Here is a 6,033-nt window from a genome sequence, read left to right on the forward strand (position 1 = left end):
AAAATAGTGGTGCCCATTAAGGTCCTTCTTTCTAATGGAATGTTGTGGTAACACCATTAAAGACCTTGATGGGTTTTTCTGTCTACTTAAATGTTCAACTTAAATTTTACAATCTGCCATGTAAAAAACATAAAAAGACAAAAAGGGGTAAATATTGAATTACCTACTTTAGGTTATCGAAGCCTAGATTATCATATTGCTTTGAATAATAAAAAAGTGCAATATAAGGTTAATAAACAAGGGAATATGGTAATTAATAATGCTGATATAAAGATGAATTCTATGAAAATAGATATACGATTTATAATGCTTAGGGTATATAAGATCCTCCTTATTATTTCGTTTATATCAATATTATTTATGTTAATACCGGTTATTAGAAGTTACAGGAGAGAATAATTGAAAGCAAAAAGTCGTAATTCGAGTATTGAATTGCTCAGAATATTAAGTATGTTTGTGATCGTACTTCATCACTATGCATTAAAAGGAACTTTTGATTGGAATCCTTACAATCCTAAATACTCAGGTGCAATTAAAGTTAACTTGTTCCTTCATTATTTTGGAAAACTAGGCGTAGTACTTTTTGTTATGATTGGAGCATACTTTTTATGTGAAAAGCAGTTTAATTTTAGACGCCCAATAAATTTGATCGTTACTACAGTCTTTTATAGTTTTGGATTATATTTCGTGTTCAAGCTATTTGATCCAACCGGAATATGGGGGACTGATAGTGTAGTTAGAGTGTTGCTACCATTTCCCTTGCCGAGTGGATATTGGTTTGTATATTCGTATATTGTAATGCTTTTTGCAATGCCATTTTTAAATATCATTATAAGAAGTTTAACCAAGCAAAAATTGTTATTGCTAATAATTGGATTGATTTTATTGTGGTCGTTCCTTTCAATTGGCTTACAAATATTTGATAGCAAGCCTGATACATTTGTCGATAGTTTTGGATATACACCGACTACTTATTTCTTTTTAATATACTTTGTTAGTGCTTATATTAGGAAATATAGTGGAAAGATTTTAAATTCCAAAGTTTATACAATGTTTGGTGCGGTAATATGCGTATTGATAGCGATACTCCTGTCAGCTTTAGCAATTAATGAAAAGCTTTTTAATGGAATTGCTGACTTATTTGATGTGAATAGCCCTCTTGTTCTACTTACGTCTATATTTATATTTTCTTATTTTAAGAACAGCCATTTTAATAGTAGGATAATCAATTACATTGCTGGTTCAATGTTCGGTGTTTATTTGATTCATGAGGACTCGTTTATTAGGCCATTCATTTGGCAAAATATTTTTTCTTCAAAGGTATATGCTGGATCTGGGATTAAATATTTGTTAGCAGGATTATTGTTTTCGTTAATTGTTTTCATTATCTGCATTTTGATAGACATTATTTTTAGAAGGTTAATTTTTGAAAGAATTATTAAAAAGATAGTTAAATATATTGATGCTTTTCTTGTTAAAGTTGAATTAACTATTTTATGTAGAAGGTATAAATAATTTAGAGGTGAGCGATTTGCAAATGAAGCTTAGAAAGTATATGGGGGAGAAAGGAGAAATCTATCTACTCTCTTGCTTCTTTATACTGTCTTTTATAGTTACCTACTTTTATTTCTATAAGGGTTACTTTAAAGTAGGCTTTGATGATATAGTTCATTTTCAAGTGTTTGAATCAATCGCTAATGCATTTGAGAATCATAGATTACCACCACTCGTAAATTTTATAGGCTTTTCTGCAAATGGTGAATCATTTAATGGAATGTACCCATGGGTAACTTCTCTTATTTTTGTTATACCTAGATTACTAATTAATAATGTGATTTTAGCATTGTATTTTTCAATGAGTATTTTATTATTTATAACTCTATTTAACTGTTGTTTACTTTTGGAAAACTTTACCAATAAAAAGAGCGTTTTATTTTTTGGCTCAGTTATATATAGTTTTAATCAGTATAATCTTATAAATATTTATAATAGGGGAGCTCTGGGTGAAGCATTGGGATTTGCTTTTTTACCATTAGTGTTTTTAGGAATTATTAAAATTTGGCAAAAGGAATATAGGGTAGGGAGTTTATTCTTAGCCCTTGGAATGAGTTTAGTAATTAATTCTCATATTTTAACAACAGTAATATGTTGCTTATATTTAATAATATTTGAGCTGTTTAGATTATTATTGAGGAAATTAGACTTTAAAGAAATAAAGTCTATTATTGTCGCTGCTTTTATTACTATAGTAGCTTCAGCTTATACTTTAAGTAATATAATTAAACTATCATTAAAAAACGATCTCACCACTCCTTGGCGAAACATCCTAACGTTAGATTGGAATCAATTTGTGGCTGGCTCAACCAAGGCCACATTAGCTTTTCAAACATATAATTATAATTTTGGTATGTTTATATTAATAATAATGATTGTTATGGTAGTAATGCTGTTTAGATCTTGTAAAAATACATCTTGGAAAAAGTGGATAATAATTTCATGCATAACATTTGTATTAACTTTTTCTTGGGCACCGTATAAGTATATAGGATTGACTAAAAGTCCTTTAGGTACCATTCAATTTGCTAGCAGAATGCTAAATTTTGTAATTCTATTTTTAGTGATTGGGGTAACTATTTTTATTGACAAGAATTATAGGAATAATTACAAAAAGGGACTTATTATTTATAGTCTTCTAATGTTACTGTTTGCGGTATTTACAGAAATTAACTACGTAAATAACAAAAAAGCTAGTTATAATTTAACAAATGAAAATATAAATAAATATGTATATGGAAGTAATTATGCAGAATCTGATTATTCACTTAAAGATAAACATAATCATAACTGGTCAGTAATTTATAAGTCAGAGGTTTTTCCATTAAAAGATAATTTACATGAGTACTATAATGGAGTTCAATTTAATGTTTATTCATCCCAAAGGAAGCCAAGTTATATAAGATTTTTGACTTATAATGGAATAAAATATGAGGTTTACGTAAATAATAAAAAAATAATGCCAAATTATAGCTTAGGATTATTAAGGGTGCCTCTAAATAAAGGGATAAATACTTTAAATATAATTTCTAAGGCTCAACTTAGCGAATATATTTTCTTTGTAATATCAATTATAAGTACTATTATGATAATTCTTGCTTTAATAATGAAAAAAGAGATCTTTGATAAAAAAGAAGTGCCTTAAGGATTAGGGTTCCAATTAGCAAAAGAAGTTTTCACCTAATTGGAACCTTAATACTTTATTGTAAGTGTTTTTAGAATATATTAAACTAGTATAGATATTGCGCAAAAATAAATTATTTAATGAAAGGAAAATAACATGTCACCAAAACAACTTGCTGAAGCAGTTAATAAGCGGCGGACATTCGCCATTATTTCACACCCGGACGCGGGTAAAACGACAATTACTGAACAACTCTTACTTTTTGGTGGGGTTGTTCGTGAAGCGGGGACTGTTAAGGCCCGGAAGACTGGTAACTTTGCTAAGTCTGACTGGATGGAAATCGAAAAGAAGCGGGGAATTTCCGTTACTTCATCTGTTATGCAGTTTGATTTCCAAGGGAAGCGAATTAATATCCTTGATACTCCAGGGCACGAAGACTTTTCTGAAGATACTTATCGGACCTTAATGGCGGTTGACTCCGCAGTAATGGTTATCGACTCTGCTAAGGGGATTGAGCCACAAACTAAGAAGCTTTTCCAAATTTGTAAGATGCGGGGAATTCCAATTTTTACCTTTATGAACAAGTTTGACCGAGATGCCCGTGATCCACTAGACTTGTTAAACGAGGTTGAAGAGACTTTAGGAATTGAAACTTACCCAATTAACTGGCCAATCGGTTCTGGCCGACAATTTAAGGGAATTTATGACCGCTTTAACCGCCGAGTTGCTTTAACTCACCCCGCTGATGAAGATAATCCATATTTACCGTTGGACGATGATGGTAATGTTAAGGGCGATAATCCATTGGCTAATGATGGTGAATGGCAAGATGCTTTAGATGAAATGGAATTAGTGGATGTTGCTGGTAACCAGCTTGATCGGGATAAGATTGCGGCCGGTGACCAAACGCCAGTTTTCTTCGGCTCTGCATTAACTAACTTTGGGGTGCAAGCTTTCTTGGAAACTTACCTTCAGTTTGCCCCAGCGCCAAGTGATCACCATACAGAAAATGATGGGGATGTAAAACCGCTCGATCCAGAATTTTCTGGTTTTGTTTTCAAGATCCAAGCTAATATGAACCCTCGACACCGTGATCGGATTGCTTTCGTCCGAATTTGTTCAGGTGAGTTTGATCGGGGAATGGATGTTACTCTTGAACGAACCAAGAAGCCAATTCGCTTGTCTAACGTGACTGAATTTATGGCAGATACCCGGGAAAACGTTGAAAATGCGGTTGCGGGTGACATCATTGGGTTATATGATACTGGTAATTTTCAAATCGGTGATTCGATCTATACTGGTAAAAAAGACATTAAGTTTGAAAAGCTTCCACAATTTACTCCTGAATTATTTATGCGGGTAACAGCAAAGAACGTGATGAAGCAGAAGTCATTCCATAAGGGGATTAACCAGTTAGTTCAAGAAGGGGCGGTGCAATTATTCCGTTCATATACTTCTGGTGACTATATTCTTGGTGCCGTTGGTCAACTGCAGTTTGAAGTCTTCAAATTCCGGATGCAAAATGAATATAACTCAGAAGTTGTGATGGAACCAATGGGGAATAAGACTGCCCGCTGGATCGATCCTGATCAGCTTGATGAGAAGATGTCGTCATCACGGAATATCCTTGTTAAGGATATCCACGATCAACCACTTTTCCTGTTTGAAAATCAATTTGCCGAAAACTGGTTTAAGCAGAAGTATCCTGATGTGAAGTTAACGGCAAAGTTATAGGAAATTTATTGGGAGAAATTGATGGTAGGTAAAAAAAGAATAGAATGGGTTGATATTGCAAAAGAAATCGCAATAATTCTTATGGTTGTCGGTCATGAAATAGGTGGTAATGCTAGAATTTTTATTTTTCTTTTCATATGCCACTTTTCTTTATATTATCTGGATTTACATCTGGTGCAGTTTTAACTTTTTCAAAATGGAAACAGAAATTACCAAAAATATTAAAAATATACTTTCTGGCAATGTTTATGATTATTTTGTTAAGTCTAGAAAAATTATTAATTTGGAATGTTTCTATTTACCAAATAGGAGTTGAAACTCTTAGAGGGATCTTTTGGGGTTCAAACACTTATAGTGCCCATGCTATCAGTACCGTTGGTGTAATGTGGTTCCTTATTGTATTTGTATGGGCTAAAATCTTATTCGATTTATTACAGGTACTTTTTAATGATAAGTATATCGGAGTTATTCTTGGAATAATTTCTTACTTCGCATATTTAACATCATTGCATCACTGGTTACCACAAGACTTAGACATCGTGCCGATTGCAGCATTATTTATGTGGGGAGGATCAATCCTAAGGCAATGGTATATGAGAAAGGAAACAAATATAGGAAAGCATATATTACCTATTTTTATTTTTATCTGCTTTGTGTACTGGATAGTTTGTTTACAAAACTCTGTTAATATTGAAATGGCAACGAGACACTATCCTTATTTTTTGGTATCTCTTTTGGAGGCATTAGCAGGTACAGTAGTTATATCTTATCTTTCCATGGGAATACAAGAGTATAAAATAAGCAATAGTATCGCAATAATTGGGCGCTATACTTTAATGATTTTATGTATTCATCAGTTGGACTTCTATAAAATATTTTGGAGTGTATTTATAAGCTCACCGTGGCTAGCAGCACTGACTAGATTAATTGTCGATTTAGGAATTTTAACGGTAGTTATTTTATTTCAGAAATTTTATAAAAAATTATTAGGTAAATTAGAAAATGGCAGATTGTAAAATTTAAGTTGAACATTTAAGTAGACAGAAAAACCCATCAAGGTCTTTAATGGTGTTACCACAACATTCCATTAGAAAGAAGGACCTTAATGGGCACCACTATTT

The 6,033-nt window shown here is 32.3% G+C and carries 5 protein-coding genes; all 5 read left to right on the forward strand.

All coding sequences use genetic code 11. The annotated features are described in order from the left end of the window. Positions 1 to 399: 399 nt before the first annotated feature. The 5 genes from HUK49_RS10120 to HUK49_RS10140 all read left to right on the forward strand — a co-directional run bounded on the left by HUK49_RS10120 (position 400) and on the right by HUK49_RS10140 (position 5,928). Positions 400 to 1,515 carry an acyltransferase family protein gene (locus tag HUK49_RS10120; RefSeq protein WP_191913628.1) on the forward strand — a complete coding sequence of 372 codons (1,116 nt, stop codon included), beginning with the start codon at positions 400 to 402 and terminating at the stop codon, positions 1,513 to 1,515. 22 nt (positions 1,516 to 1,537) lie between these two features. Then, positions 1,538 to 3,199 carry a glycosyltransferase family protein gene (locus HUK49_RS10125; RefSeq protein WP_191913629.1) on the forward strand — a complete coding sequence of 554 codons (1,662 nt, stop codon included), beginning with the start codon at positions 1,538 to 1,540 and terminating at the stop codon, positions 3,197 to 3,199. 135 nt (positions 3,200 to 3,334) lie between these two features. Next, positions 3,335 to 4,912, forward strand: a complete 1,578-nt coding sequence (locus tag HUK49_RS10130; RefSeq protein WP_191913630.1) for a peptide chain release factor 3 — start codon at positions 3,335 to 3,337, stop codon at positions 4,910 to 4,912. Positions 4,913 to 4,933: 21 nt separating this feature from the next. Then, complete coding sequence (locus HUK49_RS10135; RefSeq protein WP_191913631.1) at positions 4,934 to 5,098, forward strand: hypothetical protein; 165 nt, start codon at positions 4,934 to 4,936, stop codon at positions 5,096 to 5,098. Next, complete coding sequence (locus HUK49_RS10140; RefSeq protein ID WP_326515962.1) at positions 5,050 to 5,928, forward strand: acyltransferase family protein; 879 nt, start codon at positions 5,050 to 5,052, stop codon at positions 5,926 to 5,928. The genes HUK49_RS10135 and HUK49_RS10140 overlap by 49 nt, the downstream gene beginning before the upstream one ends. Positions 5,929 to 6,033 lie beyond the last annotated feature (105 nt).

Origin of the sequence: Limosilactobacillus portuensis, assembly GCF_014838735.1 — a bacterium.
In the GTDB taxonomy this organism is placed as follows: Bacteria; Bacillota; Bacilli; order Lactobacillales; family Lactobacillaceae; genus Limosilactobacillus; species Limosilactobacillus portuensis.

Bases quoted from the DNA above. Each gene is read 5' to 3' on its own strand.
- HUK49_RS10125 (WP_191913629.1), top strand. From the start codon at position 1,538: ATGAAGCTTAGAAAGTATATGGGGGAGAAAGGAGAAATCTATCTACTC.
- HUK49_RS10130 (WP_191913630.1), top strand. From the start codon at position 3,335: ATGTCACCAAAACAACTTGCTGAAGCAGTTAATAAGCGGCGGACATTC.
- HUK49_RS10135 (WP_191913631.1), top strand. From the start codon at position 4,934: ATGGTAGGTAAAAAAAGAATAGAATGGGTTGATATTGCAAAAGAAATC.
- HUK49_RS10140 (WP_326515962.1), top strand. From the start codon at position 5,050: ATGCCACTTTTCTTTATATTATCTGGATTTACATCTGGTGCAGTTTTA.